Annotated in this window: 16 protein-coding genes; 5 read left to right on the top strand and 11 right to left on the bottom strand. The window is 60.7% G+C overall.

The features are described from left to right. Position 1: 1 nt before the first annotated feature. The 5 genes from ABIB57_RS05530 to ABIB57_RS05510 all read right to left on the bottom strand — a co-directional run bounded on the left by ABIB57_RS05530 (position 2) and on the right by ABIB57_RS05510 (position 7,474). Entirely contained in the window at positions 2-1,525 is a 1,524-nt protein-coding gene (locus ABIB57_RS05530) for an MmgE/PrpD family protein (protein WP_354039077.1), read from the bottom strand. Between the two features lie 47 nt (positions 1,526-1,572). Next, a complete protein-coding gene (locus tag ABIB57_RS05525; RefSeq protein ID WP_354039076.1) occupies positions 1,573-3,060 on the bottom strand; it encodes a tripartite tricarboxylate transporter permease in 1,488 nt (495 codons plus the stop codon). 3 nt (positions 3,061-3,063) lie between these two features. Then, positions 3,064-3,603, bottom strand: coding sequence for a tripartite tricarboxylate transporter TctB family protein (locus tag ABIB57_RS05520; RefSeq protein WP_354039074.1), 540 nt, complete (start codon positions 3,601-3,603; stop codon positions 3,064-3,066). Beyond that, positions 3,584-4,540, bottom strand: a complete 957-nt coding sequence (locus ABIB57_RS05515) for a Bug family tripartite tricarboxylate transporter substrate binding protein (protein WP_354039072.1) — start codon at positions 4,538-4,540, stop codon at positions 3,584-3,586. Before ABIB57_RS05515 ends, ABIB57_RS05520 begins: the two co-directional genes overlap by 20 nt. Positions 4,541-5,164: 624 nt before the next feature. Then, the gene (locus tag ABIB57_RS05510) at positions 5,165-7,474 is read right to left on the bottom strand and encodes a heavy metal translocating P-type ATPase (RefSeq protein ID WP_354039070.1); all 2,310 of its coding nucleotides are present in this window, start codon (positions 7,472-7,474) and stop codon (positions 5,165-5,167) included. Between the two features lie 67 nt (positions 7,475-7,541). Here ABIB57_RS05510 and ABIB57_RS05505 point away from each other — a divergent pair, with 67 nt between their 5' ends. Next, entirely contained in the window at positions 7,542-7,997 is a 456-nt protein-coding gene (locus tag ABIB57_RS05505; protein WP_354039069.1) for a MerR family transcriptional regulator, read from the top strand. Positions 7,998-8,077: 80 nt separating this feature from the next. Here ABIB57_RS05505 and ABIB57_RS05500 read toward each other — a convergent pair whose 3' ends face one another. From ABIB57_RS05500 to ABIB57_RS05485, 4 genes are read right to left on the bottom strand one after another with little or no spacing between them, the layout of a single operon-like run. Beyond that, positions 8,078-8,821: a VWA domain-containing protein gene (locus ABIB57_RS05500; RefSeq protein WP_354039067.1), complete on the bottom strand. Its 744-nt coding sequence runs from the start codon at positions 8,819-8,821 to the stop codon at positions 8,078-8,080. 13 nt (positions 8,822-8,834) lie between these two features. Further along, positions 8,835-9,800 (bottom strand): hypothetical protein, encoded by a 966-nt coding sequence (locus ABIB57_RS05495; RefSeq protein ID WP_354039066.1) that lies wholly within the window; start codon positions 9,798-9,800, stop codon positions 8,835-8,837. Positions 9,801-9,811: 11 nt separating this feature from the next. Then, complete coding sequence (locus tag ABIB57_RS05490; RefSeq protein ID WP_354039064.1) at positions 9,812-10,465, bottom strand: TerD family protein; 654 nt, start codon at positions 10,463-10,465, stop codon at positions 9,812-9,814. A gap of 36 nt (positions 10,466-10,501) precedes the next feature. Further along, positions 10,502-11,677, bottom strand: coding sequence for a hypothetical protein (locus ABIB57_RS05485; protein WP_354039062.1), 1,176 nt, complete (start codon positions 11,675-11,677; stop codon positions 10,502-10,504). Between the two features lie 777 nt (positions 11,678-12,454). Here ABIB57_RS05485 and ABIB57_RS05480 point away from each other — a divergent pair. Beyond that, entirely contained in the window at positions 12,455-12,778 is a 324-nt protein-coding gene (locus ABIB57_RS05480) for an ArsR/SmtB family transcription factor (protein WP_354039060.1), read from the top strand. Between the two features lie 198 nt (positions 12,779-12,976). Here ABIB57_RS05480 and ABIB57_RS05475 read toward each other — a convergent pair whose 3' ends face one another. After that, complete coding sequence (locus tag ABIB57_RS05475; protein WP_354039058.1) at positions 12,977-13,315, bottom strand: hypothetical protein; 339 nt, start codon at positions 13,313-13,315, stop codon at positions 12,977-12,979. A gap of 352 nt (positions 13,316-13,667) precedes the next feature. Between ABIB57_RS05475 and ABIB57_RS05470 the strand changes: the two genes are divergently transcribed. The 3 genes from ABIB57_RS05470 (at position 13,668) to arr (ending at position 15,466) form a co-directional block, all read left to right on the top strand. After that, positions 13,668-14,327, top strand: coding sequence for a hypothetical protein (locus ABIB57_RS05470; protein ID WP_354039056.1), 660 nt, complete (start codon positions 13,668-13,670; stop codon positions 14,325-14,327). Between the two features lie 202 nt (positions 14,328-14,529). Further along, positions 14,530-14,877: a hypothetical protein gene (locus ABIB57_RS05465; protein ID WP_354039055.1), complete on the top strand. Its 348-nt coding sequence runs from the start codon at positions 14,530-14,532 to the stop codon at positions 14,875-14,877. A gap of 166 nt (positions 14,878-15,043) precedes the next feature. After that, positions 15,044-15,466: an NAD(+)--rifampin ADP-ribosyltransferase gene (arr, locus tag ABIB57_RS05460; protein ID WP_354039053.1), complete on the top strand. Its 423-nt coding sequence runs from the start codon at positions 15,044-15,046 to the stop codon at positions 15,464-15,466. Between the two features lie 289 nt (positions 15,467-15,755). On the opposite strand, the gene ABIB57_RS05455 is transcribed toward arr, so the two are convergent. Then, on the bottom strand, positions 15,756-16,043 hold the full coding sequence (locus ABIB57_RS05455; protein ID WP_354039052.1) for a hypothetical protein: 288 nt from the start codon (positions 16,041-16,043) through the stop codon (positions 15,756-15,758). Positions 16,044-17,091 lie beyond the last annotated feature (1,048 nt).

Raw genomic sequence — 17,091 nt, 5'->3', positions numbered from 1 at the left:
TCTAGTCCAGTCCGCGGTCGAAAATGCCCTGGCCGGTGGGCTTGGCAGGAATGACCGAACCACCCGGCAAGGCGGGTAGCAGGCCATCGAGCGCCTTGGCGGGCAGGGCGGTGAAGCCCTTGGCGGCGGCCAGGAACGTCTGGCGTTCGGAAGCGCCTAGCGTGTCGCGGGTCAGCGCTTCGAATTTTCCGGCATAGTCGGGCCAGGCCCAGGGATGGGCGCCGTTGGGGTGGGCGTCGGCAACGGCGCGCTCGCCCACGATGGTTGTGCCGTCCAGCATCGTCACGACGATCTTGCCGCCGAAGGCGCGTTTGTCCGGATCGACCTCAAGATAGCGGCGCGTCCATTCGGGATCTTCGACAGTGGTGATCTTGTGCCACAGCGCCACGGTCGATGGCGTACGGGCCCGTTCGCGGGCATAGCTGTCGACGTGGTGCCATTTGCGGTCTTCGAGCGCGACGGCAAGAATGTACATGATCGAATGATCCAGCGTTTCGCGGCTGGCTTCGGGATCGCTCTTCTGCGGGTCGTTGGCGCCCGTGCCAATCACGTTATGGGTGTGATGGCTGGTTTCGAGCAGCACCGACTTGACTTGGCTGAGATCGCCGATCTGGCTCGACAGGTCGATGGCAAGGTCGATCAGGGCCTGCGCCTGGTACTCGGCCGAGTGCGCCTTGGTATAGGTTTCAAGAATCTGGCGCGGGCTCTCGCCGAGCGCCGGCAGGCTAACACTATAGCGCTCGTCCTTGCCGCCCAGCATCCAGGCCAGCACGGATTCCTCGCCCTCATAGATTGGCGATGGCGATGCTTCCCCGCGCATGGCACGGTCGATGCACTCGATGGCCAGCTTGCCCGAAAAGCCGGGCACATAGGCCTTCCACGAACTGATCTCGCCCTTGCGCGACTGCCGGGTTGAAAACGCCAGGTGCACGGCCTGGTTGACCGCCTGGTAGATCACCTCGGTGGAAAGACCCAGCATGGCGCCGATGCCGGCCGTGGTGGCCGGTGCCAGGTGCGCGACGTGGTCCTTCTTGTACTTATGCAGCGAGATTGCCTTCACCAGGGCGACGTGAACCTCGTAGGCCACGGCGGCGCCCCTCGCCAGCGCCGCGCCGTCGAGGCCCATCTGCTGGGCGACGGCGATCAGCGGCGACAGGGAGTCGCCGGGATGGGAATAGTCGGCAGCCAGGAACGTGTCGTGGAAGTCGAGTTCGCGCACAGCGGTGGCATTGGCCCAGGCGGCCCATTCGGCATCCACCCGGGTCGATGCGTCCAATCCGTAGAGGGTAGCGCCGCCCTTGCGTGGATGCGCCAGCGCCATGGCGCGGGCCGCAGCAACCGGAGCCCGGTTGATGGCGGCCAGGGCCACGCTGGCATTGTCCACGATCCTGCAGGCGATCATCTCACGCACGTCGGCGTCGATTGGCCCGCAATGGGCGGCAAATTCGGCGATGTGCCAGGCGAGTTGCTGCTGGCGAGGCAGATTAGCGGCGGAGGCGTGAACCTTGACGTCGTGGGTATTCATAGTCGATGGCATTCCTTAGTCGAAGTGAAACAGGGCCCTAGGGCCGCTCAGGCATTGGCGCGCAGGCGCCGAAGCAGTGGAGGCACGGCTAAAAACAGCAGGGCGATGACCATCAGCGTGCCCGAGAGCGGGGTGGAGACGAGGACGATGGGGTTGCCCTGTCCAGCCGCAAGGGCCGTCCGCAACTGGGTTTCCGCCATGGGGCCAAGGATCAGGCCGATCAGCACCGGCGCGATGGGGAAATCGTAGACCCGCATCACGTAACCCATCAGGCCGATGACCAGCATGATGGCGAGGTCGGTCCAGGAGCCAGCAAGGCCCCAGACGCCGATCATGGCGAAGACCAGGATGCCGGCATAAAGCTGCGGACGCGGGATGCGCAGCAATTGTACCCAGATGCCCACCAGCGGCAGGTTGAGCACGAGCAGCATGACATTGCCGATATAGAGCGAGGCGATGAGGCCCCAGATCAGCGCCGGGTTGGAAGTAAACAGGAAAGGGCCTGGCTGCAGGCCATAATTCTGGAAGGCGGCGAGCAGCACGGCGGCGGTCGCCGAGGTCGGCAGGCCCAGGGTCAGCAGCGGCACGAGAATGCCGGCGGCGGCGGCATTGTTGGCGGCTTCGGGGCCGGCCACGCCCTCGATGGCGCCATGGCCGAACTCGTCCTTGTGGCGCGAGAGTTTGCGCTCCAGGGTATAGGACAGCATGGTTGGAATTTCCGAGCCGCCGCCAGGAAGGGCGCCCATCGGGAAGCCAATAAGGGTGCCGCGCAACCAGGGTTTCCAGGACCGGGCGAAGTCCTGCCGCGTAAACCACGCCTGCCCCTTGACGGATGCCATGGCGGCCGGGGCCGAGCGGAAGCGGCTGGCGACATAGAGCATCTCGCCGACGGCGAACAGCGACACCAGCACGACCGTGAGTTCGACGCCGCGCAAAAGCTGCATGACACCGAAGGTGAGCCGGGGCTGGCCGCTCATGGAGTCGATGCCGATGACGCCGATGGCTATGCCGATAAACAGCGAAATGAACCCGCGTGTGCGCGAGTTGCCCATCACCACGGCGACCGAGCAGAAGGCCAGCGTGGTCAGGGCGAAATAGTCGGCGGGCTTGAAATAGAACGCCAGCTCGGCAATGGCCGGCGCCGCAAAGGTGAGAGCCAGCGTGGCGATGGTGCCTGCCACGAAGGAGCCCAGCGCAGCGGTGGTCAGGGCGGCGGCACCACGGCCGGCGCGCGCCATCTTGTTTCCCTCAAGCGCGGTCATCATCGAGCCAGCTTCACCGGGTGTATTCAGCAGGATCGAGGTGGTCGATCCGCCATACATGGCGCCATAGAGAATGCCGGCGAACATGATGAAGGCCGAGGTCGGTGCGAGGGTGGTGGTGATGGGCAGCAGCAGGGCGATCGTCAGCGCCGGCCCGATGCCGGGCAGGATGCCGATTATGGTGCCCAGCAGCGAGCCCACCAGGGCCCACATCAAATTGACCGGTTGTACGGCAACGGCGAAGCCATCAAGGAGCAGCCCGAAGGTTTGCATGCGTCAAAACCCCAAGGGTGGAAAAAAGCCGCCCAGTTGCAAACCGAGACGGGCAAACAGGAACCAGGCGAGGGCGGCAAGTACCGCGCCGCAGATCAGGTCCAGCCACCAGCGCCGCGAGCCGAAGGCATTGGCGACCAGCATGAACGCGATCGTGGCGGTGAAGGGCATTCCGAGCGGCTTCATGGTGGCGATCGGGACGGCAACGGCGACAAGCGCCGTAAAGAACGCCCGGCGATCCATGCCAGCATCGGCTTGGGCGTCCTCGGCCTCCTGCGGCTCGAAGCTTTCGCCGCGCCATATCTGCAGAATGAGGATGGCGCCCAGCACCAGCAGGGCAGCACCCGATATGGTGACGAAAAGACCCGGACCCACGGCGGCATAGCGAGCGCCCTGCGGCAGGCCGGAGGCTCCATAAAGCCAGACGGCTCCGATGGCCATGACCCCGATTCCGATCCAGTAGGGGCGGGCGGGTGCGGAGGCGGCCACGGGGCCGCCTCCATTCTGGCTGTTATCCTGCCCGTCAGTTGACAAGGCCGGCATCCTTGAGGACCTTGCCCTGGGTCGCGGTCTCTTGCGCGATGAACGCACCGAAGTCTTCGCCAGCGAGGAAGTAATCGTCCCAACCCTGGGTTTCGAGTACGGCCTTCCAGGCATCGCTCTTGGAAAGCTGGGTGAAGCGGTCGACCCACTGGGCATAGTTGTCGTCCGGAGCGCCAGGCGCCGCCAGGATGCCGCGCCAGTTGGCGAGCTCGATGGGATAGCCGGCCTCGGTGAAAGTCGGCACGTCTGGCAGGTTGGTACGGCGTTCTGCGGCGGTGACGCCCAGCAGCTTGACGCGGCCCTGCTCAGCGAACTGGGCGAATTCGGACGTGCCCGAAACGCCGGCGGTAAGTGTACCGTTGACGATGGCAGTCACCGTCTCGGCGCCGGAGGTCTGCGGGATATAGTTGAGGTCGGCCACCGGAATGCCGCCTTCCTGCGCCAGCAGGGCCACGGCGATATGGTCGACGCCGCCGGCCGAACCGCCGCCGATCGGATGGGCACCAGGATCGGCCTTGAGGTCGGCGACAAGGTCGGCCAGCGTGTTGTAGGGCGAGTCAGCCGCCACCGCGACAACCAGGTATTCAGCGGTCAGCCGCGCCACTGGACGGAAGTCAGCCAGGTTGATGGGCGAGCTGTTGAGCTGGATGGCGCCCACAGTGATCGCGCCGAACACGGCCAGCGCATCGGGCTGGCCGGTCGAGGTGCCCAGGAACTCGGCAAGTCCAACGGTGCCGCCGGCACCGCCGGTATTGGTGAAATTGACGCCGTCGGTATAGATGCCGGCATCCTTGAGAGCCTGGAAGGCCTGGCGGCCCGTACCGTCCCAGCCGCCGCCGGGGGCGGCAGGCAGCATGACATTGACCTGGGCGCTGGCTGCGCCCGTGCCAAGCGCCGCCGTCATGGCAAGCGCAATCAGTGTCTTCGAAAGCTTCATTATTGATCCTCCCGAGCGCGCGGTGTTTATTGCGCTATGTGGCGCTTCTCCCCGTCACGCTCAAATCTGTCGACAGAATTGACGTTTCAGAGGTCATCATAACGTCAAAAGGACGTCAAGCCCAATTTCTGCTGACAGAACGGTGCAGCGATGGGCGGCGCCAAGTCGATTGACGACTGCTCGATGGGGGAATGGAAGAGCTCGCGGAAGCGATTGGATCCAGTGCTGCCGGCCGGTGCCTTGGCTGGCGCTCTGGCGCTCGGCGTGGGCGTCTCCGCCGCTATGGTGCTATCGGTTTTATCTGGAACTACTGGTCACGTTAGCAAGCCAATCACTGATGGCGTCGCTTAAGCAAGCCGCGATCCTGCGCAATGTGATTTGCTATGGCTCCTGGCATTCGCCGGATGCGAGCGACCGGTTAGTGCCGCTCTCCTTCAACAAGAATATCGAAAAATTCGAGAGCCCCATCGACGTGGCCTACCTGAAGCAGCTTCTGAGGCATGTCGCCGAGCTAGCCCGTGAAGTCATCGACACCGTCACGATGATGGGCTTCCAGTTTCCCGGGACCGCCCATCCGCAAATTGCCGTTGATCCCTACGGCGCCGACATCGCTCCATCAGATCCTCAAGTTCTGCCACCCAGCCCCTTCCAACCGAGCAACCGCATGGCATTCGCCGTGACCAGGACGGTGGCACCGGTGTCGGCCAGGATCGCAGGCCATAGACCAGTGACCCCAATGACGGTGGTCACGAGGAAGAAGGCCTTTAGGCCCAAGGAGATGGTGATGTTCTGGGTGATGTTCGCCATCGTAGCCCGGGACAGTTTGATCATGTTGGCCACGTCGATGACGCGACCATGCAAGACGGCGGCGTCGGCGGTTTCCAGCGCCACGTCGGTGCCGCCGCCCATGGCGATGCCAACATCGGCCGCCGCCAGGGCAGGGGCGTCGTTGATGCCGTCCCCCACCTTCGCCACGACCTTGCCTTGAGCCTTGAGCTCGCCCACGATCCGCTGCTTGTCCTGCGGCAGCAATTCAGCCTGGGGCTCGATACCGAGCGCCAGGCCGATCGCGGCGGCAGTTCGTTTGTTGTCACCGGTCAGCATGACGACATCCGCGCCGAGGTCCTTGAGGGCCTTGAGCCCTTCTATGGCGTCGGCCCTCGGCTCATCGCGCATCGCGACAATGCCGGCCACGACGTTATCCGCCAACAGGACAGAAACGGTCTTGCCTTCATCGTTGAGAGCGACAATCCGTGCGTCCAGTTCGGTGCCCAAGGCCACCTTTTCGGCCGCCGCCTGCGGTGATCCAAGGAACAGATCCATCCCGTTGACGGTACCGATGACGCCCTTGCCGCCGACAGCGCCCGCCTTGCTGGACTGTGCGGGTTCTACGCCTTCGGCCCTGGCCTTCGCCAGGATGGCGCTTGCCAGGGGGTGGCTTGATCCAACCTCGAGGGCCGCGGCCAGTTCGAGCGTTTCGCGTTCGCTCTTGGCGCCGGCGACTATGTCGGTCACCTGCGGTTTGCCCTCGGTGAGCGTGCCGGTCTTGTCCAGCGCCACCATGTCGATCTTGCCCAACTGTTCGAGCACGGCGCCACCTTTGAGAAGCAGGCCACGGCGTGCGCCCGCCGAGAGCGCGGCGGCGATCGCGGCCGGCGTAGAGATCACCAGTGCACATGGGCAACCGATCAGCAGGATGGCCAGCCCCTTGTAGACCCACTCGCCCCAGGTGCCGCCGCCTACCAATGGCGGGATCACGGCGATCAGCGCGGCAACGACCATAACGCCGGGCGTGTAATAGCGCGAGAATCGGTCGATGAACCGTTCGGTGGGTGCCTTGGATTCCTGGGCTTCCTCGACCAGGGCGATGATGCGAGAGATCGTATTGTCCGCGGCTGCGGCCATCACCTTGATGCGCAGGGCGCCTTCCTGGTTGATGGTGCCGGCGAAGACCTTGTCGTCGACCTGCTTGCGCTTCGGCACCGACTCGCCGGTGACTGGTGCTTCGTCGATGGCGCTTTCGCCGGATATGATTACGCCGTCGGCAGGTACACGATCGCCGGGGCGAACCAGCACGATATCGTTGATTGCTAGGCTCTCCGCAGGGACTTCCTCGGTTTTACCTTCTGTCTCGCGGAAGGCCGTCTTGGGCACCAGGGTCGCCAAGGCCTTGATGCTGGCGCGAGCCCGACCGGTGGCGACGCCCTCGAGCAGTTCGCCGATCAGGAACAGGAGCACCACGATTGCGGCCTCCTCCGCCGCGTTGATGAAGACGGCGCCAACCGCCGCGACAGTCATCAGCGTTTCGATCGAGAAGGGGCTGCCGTTGACGGCGCCGATGTAGGCGCGGCGGGCGACCGGGACGAGCCCGACCAGCATGGCGGCTATGAAGGCCCATTGTTCGACCTGGGGTATTGCCTTCCCGACGGCGAACGCGATGGCGACGGCGACGGCACTGAAGATCGTGAGGCGGGCCTTCTTCGTTTCCCACCATGGGCCTTCCTCGAGAGAGTGGTCATGCCCGTGCAGCCCCTGGAGAGCGTCGTCATTCTCTTCAGTCTGGTCCTTGGCCACACCGCCGTGTTCGCCGTGCTCATGTCCGGCATGATCGTGCCCGGAATGATCGTGATCGGCGTGATCATGAGGGGCGTTGTCGTGGTCGACCCCTGAGGGTTCCGGATCTTGGGTGACCTTTGAGGCAACGGACCTTGGAGGTAGCTTGGCGGCGGTATATCCGAGTTTGACGACCTTGCCGGTAACCGCGTCCAGGTCCGCGGCCGGTGAGTGCGTTACAGTCATGGTGCCTGCGACCACGGACACCGACACGTCCTCGACCCCATCGATCGTGCGCACTGCGCGGTCGATCTTGGTCGCGCAGCTGGCACAATCCATACCCTCGACACGGAATCGTGTGATGTCTGCTGCGGCTGCCATGGCACATGCTCCTTGAGTTTCCTGCCAAGGGCGTACAACCTCCAGCCACTAGAGGAGCAAGCGGAAAATGCACGACGGTATTTCCATCGGCCAAGCCTCGGCCGCGAGCGGGGTGAAAGTCACCACCATCAGATACTATGAACAGGTCGGGCTGTTGGCGGCTCCGGAGCGCACCGAGGGAAACCGCCGCACCTTCGACGAGCGCGATCTGGATCGGCTGACATTCATCCGCCATTCGCGTGGACTCGGGTTCGACCTCGACGGGATACGCACACTGCTATCGCTCCAGGACGCTCCCAAGCAGTCATGCGCCGAGGCGGATTCGATCGCGAAGGCGAGGCTGGCCGATGTCGAGCAACGCATTACCAGCCTCGTCGCGTTGAAGGCCGAACTGGAACGCATGGTGGTGGGCTGCTCGCATGGCCGGGTCGAGAATTGCCGCGTTATCGAAATCCTGGCCGATCACGGCAAGTGCCGGCACCATCAGCACGCGGAGCAAGTCTTATTGCCTCCGAGTCCGTAGGGACGACAATGCCCCGGAAGGGAGGCGTCCAGGCGGACCCTTCCAAGGACATATCAATTCATCGACGTTGGCATGCCGCATCAGCTCCGAAGCCACTCGAGCAGTTCGGGCCCGAGCAATTGCGCATTGAGTTCTTCGTCCGAGAGGTCGACGAACCCGTCGAGATCACGCACGATGACGACGCCGGTGTTCTTGAAGCGTGCGGCGATGGTCTTGAGGAACTTGAAGTCGACGTCGTGCTCGCAGGCGCCCATGAACAGGAAATAGACCTGATCGCCCCGCCGCTCGGAGGCCTCAAGCACCGAGATGGTCCGGGCGTGGTCGGCGGGATCGTTTTCGCCGTCCGTAACGAATATGACGACCGACCTTTTCTTGGCGACCGGGCTCGCTTCCATGCCCAGGAAACGGCTTATGATACTGCCGAAGGTCTCATCTTGTGGCTTCCAGCCGAAATGCTGCAAGTTGCGTTCGAGGACATAGCTATAAGCCGTGCCCCCCTTCCAAAAGGGCACCTTCCCGACGACATTGCGCAGGATGTAATCGTCGGCATCCTCTGGGGTGACCGTGCCGACGTGATGGGCTGAATCACGATTATGAGCGAAGGTGAAAACATCCATCTTCCCGTCGGGATCGAGGACCATGCCATAGGGCACGAGGCGGGCGATCAGCTTGCTGGTCGTGCCTTCCTCATGCTCATGCTCGAAGGATCCCGAAACGTCCATGTCGAAGATGAGTTCGGCCTTGATGTCCGGGGCGACGCCGGCCTTATCGAGGGAGAGGCGCAGCTTGTCGGCGGATTTCCTCAGGTCGAGTTGTAGCGTCATGGCAGTTCCGTCCTCATGATCGTAATTGTTGCAGGATGTGGCGCAACCGGTGGTCGAGTTCACCGGCCTCGGTCAGAGTAGGTGGCCGCTGGTTCCGGAGCATGGCGGTCATCGCCGACAGGTTGGATAGCCAGCCCGGGACAGTGACCAAGGCTATGTTCTGTACGGCCGCGATGAGCGATAGCGGTTCTCCCGCCTGGGCAGTGCGCAACGCCGAAGTCTCGTGGATCTGCGCTACCGTGTGGGTCAACCCAAGAGATCGATCAGTGAATATGCGCGCCAGCTCGGGTTTTTTCGGCCATGGCAGGCCCGCCAGGTAGCTGGCGGCCAGTGCCCTGGCTTCGATTTCTTTGGCGAGTTCATCGGTGGCAGCGATCTGCCGCTCGATCTCGGCCTTGAGCGAGAGCAGGGGATCCATCGTGGCAGCCATCAGGCCCACCAGTTGGTCTAACTCGAGGCGGGCACTCTCCAGTTCCTGCGGCGTATCGATCCGCTGGTTGAGCCGCTTGAGGTAATGGCCGACGCCTGGAGTGGAATCCGCAATCGCCTTGAGATCGATGGAGCCGAGAATGGACGACATCCGGTTCACGTAGCCGGCCGCCTTGACCATGGTGGCGTCGTTCGAAAGCTCGAGCATGTGCGAGACGGAGCGTCCGTATTCCTCTTGCAGGGCATGACCCCACAGGATCGCCGAGCGCTCGGTGACGCTGTCCGCGACCAATTCCTGCAGGCAGGTCAGCGCCCGCCGCACGACCTCCTTGCTCGCCAGGGGCGCGATCCTTGTTAGCTCCGCACCCGTGACCTGAAGCCGCCGGCGCTGCACGCCCGGGATGGCCGTCGGTACCAACTTGCCTTGCAATGGCACATGCTTGCGCTCACCGACGTCACCGCTTTGGGAACGACGTGGCGTGATCACGGTCGGCCGTAGCGGAGAGGTTCCATCCGGTGCGCGGGGGGTGTTCCCCGGCTTCTTTTCCATGGGGCTACCGTTCAGGAAAAATGGGTGAGAACGTCATTGAAATCGCCGTTAAAGCCATTGCCGACCGCGGCATACTCCCAGCCGTTCTCACCGAGCAGCAGGCTTCCGAGCTGGACGACATTGAACTCCTTGAACTCCTCGGAAAGGCGGTAGGCGCCGAGTTCCTTGCCGGCATCATCGAGCAGGGTGATGGTGCACTCGTCGATATCACCGAACGCGGCCTCTTCTTCTTCCTCCTCCCCGCCTTCATGGCCTTCGCCGTGCTCGGCCTCATGCACGGTAACGAGGATAGGGATTTCGTTCACGCCGGCGGGCAGCTTCGAGCCGTCGATCAGGATGGTCTCGGTGTTGTTCTGCACCCGCTTGTCACCGCTGTGCGACAGCCCGCCACTGGGCGTCTGAAACGAGCCGTTCGGATTTGCCGCCAGTGCGCCGCCGCGAGGGTTCATCAGCTTGGTATTGTATGTCGACAGCACGCTGGTCAATTCCGTCACCTTGGCGCCGTTACCGTCATTGCTGGCCTCGAGTGCATGGACGTCCACGTCGTCCTTGTGATCGGCGTCGCAATGCCATTCGACGCGAACCGTGAACTGCGCGCCCTTGTTGAGGGACAGGCGCAGCTTTGGCGATGCGGTGCCGGGTTTTTCGAGCGATAAGGTGAGCATGTCGGCCTCTTGAAATTATCTGGTGTTCAAATCGCGTTAGCTTGAGGCCAGAACGGCCAATTCCTGGCGTGCGGCGGCGAGCTTCTCGGTAGCCTGGTCGAATTTTTCCTCGGTGCTCTTGCGCGCCGCGGCGACCAGCCCGTGAATTTCCTTGGTGGTGGCAATGATCTGCTCGATCTGCTGCGCTTGGGCCAGCCTGTTGTCTCCAGGCGCCTTCGCGGCGGTCACGGCGACGTCCTTGAGAGCGCGACCCCGTATCTCGGTCAATTGCCGATCCAGTTTCTCCTGGCGTCCGGCCATTTGCTGAACGCTCTTCACGGCGAAGGCTCCGTGGATGGAAAGCAGCGTCATCTTGATGGAGGCAAACCGCGAGGCCACCGTGGTTGCGGTTTCCTGCAGGGTGGCAATGCCCGCCTGTTCAATCTGCTGGATCACCATTTGGTCCGCGGGGAGGCGGGTATAGGTGCCTTCCAATGCCAGCGCGCGGCTTTCCAGAAGCCTGAGCTTGTCGCGCAACTCCCCCAGCCTGCCTTGTTCGACCACGTCGGCGGGGTTGGCCTTGGCTTCCTCGCTCGCCACCTTGACCTTTGCGTTCTCGAGCAAGGCGCGCGACACTGCGGCGGCGACGGTGAAGTCGCCGAAATGTTGGGCATAGCTCTTCTTGAGGGTGTCCAGTTGCTGAAGCTCGGCGAACAGGCGCTGCATTTCCGCCGACAGCTCTGATTCCAGCTTGGTCAGTTCGTCCGCGAGCGTTCTGGTGCGACCGGCAACCATGTCTCCGATCTCTTCCATGAGCTCGGAGACCAGATCCTGGGCGTCCTTGCCCCGGAACTTTCCGAGGAGAGCGCCGAAAACTCCCGGTTTCTCGCCGTTCTCGATGCGATCGAGAATCTCGGGCAGTTTGGCGTCCTCAACGCCTTTTTCGAGCCGGTCGAACAACGCGAAAACCCTGGTAGCCGACTTCTTGTCCAGTCGTGCCAGAAATCCGTCCAGAGTGCGCTGCAAGGCCTGCTCGGCCTCAAGACCGATCCTGATCACATCGCCGGACGGCATAGCCTCGAAGTCAACGGCGGCCAACGCGTCCCTGGCCTTGGGCTCCTGATCGGCTCGAAGCACGATGGCCCCGGTATTCATCTGAACCATCGGCAGCGGCGGCCCATCGATCTCGGCCGTCGTGCCGCGGTCTGTCGTTCCTATGACGGTAGGCTTCATCGGCAATGTCCTCAGCACGGTCTGCTCGCGCGATGCTAACCGAGTTCGGGTATCGCTGGGTAGTCAGATCGGAGATGGCAGAGATCGCCTGTCTGCCACCTGGCCGGTGCGCTCGGCATCTGCGTCAAGGGCAGGGGGCAACGTACCGTCCTCGGACCAATGACACCCGCGGATCACTTCTGTGACGATCCATGATGTGTAGGCGAAATCGAATACCCGTATGGAAGAGCGCAGAGGACGACCACCAAGCCAGTGCCGCAAGGAACAATGCCAAGCCGACCACGACCCAAAGGTGCCGCTGGCCCAGTAGCGCAGACTGCCAGAACCGCGAATTGGAGAACGCCGGCGCCGGGCTTATTTCGTCGTCGATCGTTTTGAGGCAAGTCTGCATGACTATCCATAGCGGTATTCAGCTCAAGAGAGAGCCGAATCCGACCACCAAGCTTTCACGAAGCTCATGGCCTGAGCGACGTCCAATGGCAGGCGGAAAAATCCCAGTTCCAAATTAGACACTCGCCAGTGCCAAATTGAAGTGTGGAGGACATCAATTGTCGCCCACATTAGAATCTGACACTGGCCGCGTCGAAAAACGCTGAATAGCCAGCGGAGTTCAACCACCCAATTTGGCACTGGCACACCGTAATTTGACATTACGCGGGGTTTTGACAATAGAATTTGGCACTGGCCGGGATTCGCATAATCCTTCCAATGCTCGATTGTATCGAATTGCGGCCGGATAACAGGCAAGAATAGCGTCGTTACGCACAGGACGCCGACGTGGCAGAACCACCGCGGTTCGAGAACGGCTTTCCGTACCCTTTGCCGGGTGATCCGGAGCCCGTTTTCGTGAACGCAGCTTTCATGGTGATCGCGGAGCCCAGGAACCGAAAGATCCTGGAGTTGCTCAGGCTGAAGCCCATGACCGAAGCCGAGCTCCGGGACTTCGTAGACCTGGGGGATTTCGAAGCCGGCGCGTCATTGCACGACTTGATGGCGACCGGGCTTATACGGCCCAGTGGTGATGGCCGCGGGACCTTTTACAGTCTCGATCGTGCTGGCTTTACCCGCGTCACGAATTGGCTGGCTACGTTTGAGCTGTGATTATGGGGCCGTCGGCGATCGCCAAGGAAAACCTTGGGTTTCACCATTTTGCGATACGGCGTGCTCTCTGGCGTTGGCAGTACCTCCATGTTTGGCAAGCAGCTTTCCGATCCGATCATGGTCGTGTGGTAAAAACCGTCGTTTGTTCCCATCACGATCCCAGGCAGTCGGTAGGGTGTCCGCTGGCTGAACGGCAGATCAAAGCATGTCAAATTGACCGGCAACGGATGTTGCCTGTGAGCAAAATGCGGGCAGATAGAGGTCGGCAAGTTGCTTCACCTTGTCCTCTTGCGCTCTCATTAGGTCAGCCAAGGCTTCGCCGCCGATGCCGAGCGCTTTGCCCGCGCTAGCCACGTTCGCTGCCATAGCCTCAGGCGACAGATCCAAATCACAGACGTTGATGGCGTAGCTAATCGTCTCAAGGGCCAGTGCCAGGTCCTCGGGGTCCCAGCCCGTGACATTGCTCTTTGCTGATGCCGTCGAACTAAGACAAGCGAACAGAGCAACTGCAGCTAACGCTGATCGCGACAATACCATAACCTAACTCCCCAGTTATGGAGCACAACCTCGCATGGATTTGCGAACACCGTCTCAGGAATCAGCGGCCATGCCGCGTGGCGTACACCAACCGACCTAGTCGCTTGCCGCTTTTAGCCCTGCGCCTGTACCTCATTTTTCTGCGGGTTGTACTTGATTGGCCGCTATCGACCCTATTTCCGACCTTTACTCCAATTTTCTGCATGACCCATAGGTGCCATTCACTTGTCTGCAGTACTGGCTAAGTGTATTTCGCTTTTCTCGCTGATCTGTGGACTTTGTTGGCGGCCGACGCCGTGACGCGATCCGCTGAACGCGTTCAGAGTGAGCTTGGGCGAAGAGGTGCCACTCTATGATTCACAAATTGCTTGTCAGATTGAGTGTTTGCTTTTTGCTGCTTTGGGAGGCGGCTTGTGGCCGATCAGAGAGTAGTGGCACTACCGCTCCGTTCACCGCGACATACGCCAATTTGAGTATTCACGTACCGGCCCGCGCCGACCTTTTTCAGGCTACCAACCATGACTTTGGACTTATGGTCAGAGTTTGTAAGCGCGATCCACCTGAGGTTTCCCCACCGTTGTGCGAAGACCTCTCTAGCCCATTGGTCAGTGAAAATGGGATACTAACCTATGTGAAGGAGCCAAAGGCAGGCACGAAATTCAACCTGATAACGGAGCGGGCCGCTGAAGCTATTTCGCCCGCCTCGATTCCATTGCTTCCAATTGCAGGCGACGAAATCGACACCGACATTCTAGCTGGCGGCGAGGCGTATTATCTCTCACGGCTCAACATGGGTGGAGGCGATCATTGGTATACAACCGCTGAGGGGTGGCCTGTCGCTGGGTGCAACCGGGACCAGCGAGGCCAGCATTTCTGCAGCGTGGGGTTTCTCCGCGCCGGTGCTTTTATTGAGGCCCATTGGTTCCCTGAGAGCGGTGTTGAACTGACACAACTGGATATCTGGCTTGTGGCAACGGCCATCGACAATAAAGTACTGGAGCTTGCCGAGTAGAACCGGCGCTCCCGACTGATTCCGACCCAAACCCGCCAGATACACAACTCTGCTTTCCGACCACCCCACCAAGAGCGGGTCCGCAACCGACCCCATAGTGGACATTCGGAAGCTCATTGACCATTCCCCAAAGCTGCCATAGAGGCCGATGCGGTTAACCTGCCAGCGATCTGTGTCGCAACTAGTAAGCGAGGACTCGCGCGTGCTTACAATCAATATTCCCAAAGAACGTCCAAAATCGCTCATGAAAACGGCAGGCAAATGGTCAGTACTTTCGCTTGATTCAAGGACCCCTCCGCCAGAAATTGAGCCTGATCACCTCTACGATGCAACGATCCTGATATCCGGCAAAACCGCACTGCGTGTGAACCTTCAAATCGCCGTTGGAAGCATGGAATCATTCGATTCAACTACGAGCTATTTTGTCGGTGTATGGGTACCCACGGAATTTCTTGCCGACGATTTAAGGCTAGAAATCGAAATTATAGGTCCAGCCCGCGAACTTGACATGAGAGCTTTTCTGGGCGAGGCGCCTTTGGATTATGAATGAGTCTCAACTCTCACGATAAATCAGGCAGCGCGACATCCTAACGGCTGATGCCCGCTATGCTTCAGGCTCGCTCGCAAGCAGACGTTCGGCCTACCACCCCATTGCTGTCATTTGCGGCGCTTACGCCACCGACTACAAGCAGACTCTTACTGTTAGGACGATCGGTATGACGGAATTGCTGGACGAACCACCATTCTTTCACGGCGCAATCGCGGATTTACGTGTGGGTGATCTCCTCACCGCAGGCTATCGGTCGAACTATCGCCGTGACGTGGTGATGAACCACATCTACTTCACAGCCACTCTTGACGGTGCCGGGTTTGCCGCTGAAATCGCGGCCGAACTCGCTGGAGGCGCCTCGGTCCCGCGTGTTTATGTTGTGGAGCCGACCGGAACATTCGAGAACGATCCAAACGTGACTGACAAGAAATTTCCCGGAAATCCTCCTCGGTCGTATCGCAGCAGCACACCGCTCAAGGTCATTGGCGAAATCACGGATTGGACCAGATTGACGCCCGAGGCACTGGAGATGTGGAGAGAACGACTGACCGCGCTGCTCTCAGACGACCGAGCCGAAATCATCAACTGACGGCGCCCTGCTGCCTCGCAATCGACTGTCGCGGTCGGTCCACCGAATGACGGCTTTCCGAAAGTAGCCGCGGCCTGAACGGCTGGAATGGGGCGCGCTACTGCCTAGCTGTTCGCGACCCCATTTCAGTCATTTGGGCAAACCTCGTCATTACCTGTAAGCGGACACCGACTATCTAACGAGCCACACTCCAGATGCGTGTGTGGGAGTGGACAGGAAAGTTGTGTGGAAATGCTGCCAGCCTCAATCGCGAGGGCAGCAAGCTGCTGAAGCTTGAGATAGCGTAACGCTATTCGGGCAACTGATAAGCTAGCGCCAGACGGATTGGTTTGGAGGCTGCGCTGATGCCATTTATGACAGCGCCGCCAGCAAATAAGAGCTTGTCATTGCTGCGGACCTGGGCAGAAAATCCGAGGTCGGTATCGAGGGCTTCGCGTGGAGAGTTCACTTGAAGTGTAAAACCCCAAGGATTGCGGGAGTTAGGGATGGAGGCCCGATCGCCAGCCAATATATCGCCATGCTCTAAAAAAGGGTAGAAGACGCTGACGATTAGACTGGTGTGGGATTGAAAGTCCATTTCTCGGTCGAAGATTATGGAGCCCTCGAACGTGGCTTCGTTCGGTCCCCCGGCTCGAACAACCGACGTGGCCGAGAGCGCAAAGCACCCTGTTAGCATGAAGCGCCGTCTCATCTGTTTACCAGGTGCTTGTTTGAAGTGACTTGAGGCTAAGCCATCACGGCCCGGTTTGGCTACCTGCGATCACGATTTCGGCGCCTGAACCTCCGCCTGCATTTTCTGACGTCGACCCAAGGTAGGTCACTTCTGGCAGCGGCTTTGACGTGCGACCTTAAGCTGGGTGCTTACAAACGGTGCAGTTTCTGGAATTCACCACGAACTTGGCTGTCTGTTGCCGACCCCTTTCCTGCTATTGCGGGTGTGTCAGATGCTTCCCAAAAGCTGCCGTGGACCAACGCCCTTTTTTTTGTTTAAGATCAATACAGGGTTTGGGGGCAATAGGATGTTTCTGTGGGTTGGTAATGTTGTTGCTTGGCTCGCACTAATTGTGGGCGTCCTGCGGGCTGGGATGGGCGTTTTCGTAGCGTGGAACCCCGACTCTCCGTGGATGGCGAAGCGTTATCTCGGCTCGGCCACTTCAGGGGAAGCGATTACTCATGGGCTGATGGTGGCCCTGTTCGGCATCGTTCTCGGCATACTCGTTACGATCGGCAAATCTGTGACGCGGAGCCGATAAGTCGATGCCAAATCGTCTCCCGGTTATCCACGTCAACCAAAATCCGAGACTCCACGTCTCACGTCCAGAAGTCGGATCCACGGTTGTGTCGGCAACTATAATCACACTAGCTGGCTACACCGAGCCCAAGCATGGCGCATTTTGTCTCACGCTCCATAGGCCGGATGGCACCAGCTCTTCGCATAGGGCGGACAAAAGTTGGCTTTCTACGATCACTGGCGGCCGGTTCGATAGCTATTGGATCGAGCCCATGATTGACGACAGCGAGTTACCTGCAGGAACTGAAATCGAAGCTGTACCCTGGAAGCCTACCGGATCATGACGCGTCAAGTTGTGGCGTGCCGACCTGATATGAAGTCCGCTTCGTCCATG

It is taken from the genome of Devosia sp. UYZn731 (assembly GCF_040546795.1).
Lineage (GTDB): Bacteria > Pseudomonadota > Alphaproteobacteria > Rhizobiales > Devosiaceae > Devosia.
Note: the sequence above shows the minus strand (reverse complement) of the source record. Positions and strands in the feature narration are given on the sequence as shown.

Excerpts from the sequence above, each read along its gene's own strand:
- ABIB57_RS05530 (WP_354039077.1), bottom strand. The coding sequence starts at position 1,525 with ATGAATACCCACGACGTCAAGGTTCACGCCTCCGCCGCTAATCTGCCT.
- ABIB57_RS05490 (WP_354039064.1), bottom strand. The coding sequence starts at position 10,465 with ATGCTCACCTTATCGCTCGAAAAACCCGGCACCGCATCGCCAAAGCTG.
- ABIB57_RS05495 (WP_354039066.1), bottom strand. The coding sequence starts at position 9,800 with ATGGAAAAGAAGCCGGGGAACACCCCCCGCGCACCGGATGGAACCTCT.
- ABIB57_RS05510 (WP_354039070.1), bottom strand. The coding sequence starts at position 7,474 with ATGGCAGCCGCAGCAGACATCACACGATTCCGTGTCGAGGGTATGGAT.
- arr (WP_354039053.1), top strand. The coding sequence starts at position 15,044 with ATGACGGAATTGCTGGACGAACCACCATTCTTTCACGGCGCAATCGCG.
- ABIB57_RS05525 (WP_354039076.1), bottom strand. The coding sequence starts at position 3,060 with ATGCAAACCTTCGGGCTGCTCCTTGATGGCTTCGCCGTTGCCGTACAA.
- ABIB57_RS05520 (WP_354039074.1), bottom strand. The coding sequence starts at position 3,603 with ATGCCGGCCTTGTCAACTGACGGGCAGGATAACAGCCAGAATGGAGGC.
- ABIB57_RS05455 (WP_354039052.1), bottom strand. The coding sequence starts at position 16,043 with ATGGACTTTCAATCCCACACCAGTCTAATCGTCAGCGTCTTCTACCCT.
- ABIB57_RS05475 (WP_354039058.1), bottom strand. The coding sequence starts at position 13,315 with ATGGTATTGTCGCGATCAGCGTTAGCTGCAGTTGCTCTGTTCGCTTGT.
- ABIB57_RS05505 (WP_354039069.1), top strand. The coding sequence starts at position 7,542 with ATGCACGACGGTATTTCCATCGGCCAAGCCTCGGCCGCGAGCGGGGTG.
- ABIB57_RS05500 (WP_354039067.1), bottom strand. The coding sequence starts at position 8,821 with ATGACGCTACAACTCGACCTGAGGAAATCCGCCGACAAGCTGCGCCTC.
- ABIB57_RS05515 (WP_354039072.1), bottom strand. The coding sequence starts at position 4,540 with ATGAAGCTTTCGAAGACACTGATTGCGCTTGCCATGACGGCGGCGCTT.
- ABIB57_RS05470 (WP_354039056.1), top strand. The coding sequence starts at position 13,668 with ATGATTCACAAATTGCTTGTCAGATTGAGTGTTTGCTTTTTGCTGCTT.
- ABIB57_RS05485 (WP_354039062.1), bottom strand. The coding sequence starts at position 11,677 with ATGAAGCCTACCGTCATAGGAACGACAGACCGCGGCACGACGGCCGAG.